The organism is Vibrio sp. 10N.222.55.C7, assembly GCF_041473335.1.
GTDB classification, from domain to species: Bacteria; Pseudomonadota; Gammaproteobacteria; order Enterobacterales; family Vibrionaceae; genus Vibrio; species Vibrio crassostreae_C.
Map to the genome: position 1 here is coordinate 1 of NZ_JBFRSC010000131.1, position 407 is coordinate 407.

At 46.2% G+C, this 407-nt stretch carries 1 protein-coding gene; it reads right to left on the bottom strand.

Annotated features, from left to right (window positions below):
* On the bottom strand, nucleotides 1-407 hold a 407-nt coding region (locus AB4482_RS23015), incomplete at both ends, for a tandem-95 repeat protein (protein WP_372181803.1).

The window sequence follows — 407 nt, forward strand, 5'->3', positions numbered from 1 at the left end:
ACAGGCGCATCATCAACGGCAGTTACGCTTACGTCGATGTTGGCAGAGACCGTATCGGTGCCGTCTGATACATCAAAACCGAAGTTTACGTCGCCATTGAAGTTTTCATTCGGTGCGAAGGTGTATGTGCCATTACCGTTGTCGGTAAGAATACCGTCGCCACCGTCGTAGGTCACACTTTCAATAGTAAGGTTGTCACCTTCAATGTCCGTTGCGCCTGTTAATAGGTCTGCATCAGTGAAGATTAACGTGCCGTCTTCTTCAACACTGAATTGTTGGTCTTGTGGAACAGGTAAATCATTTACTGGGTTAACCGTTAGGTCAGCTGAAGCTTGAACCGTATTGGTGCCATCAGAGATATCGAAACTGATATCGATGTCACCATTGAAGTTCTCATCTGGCGTAAT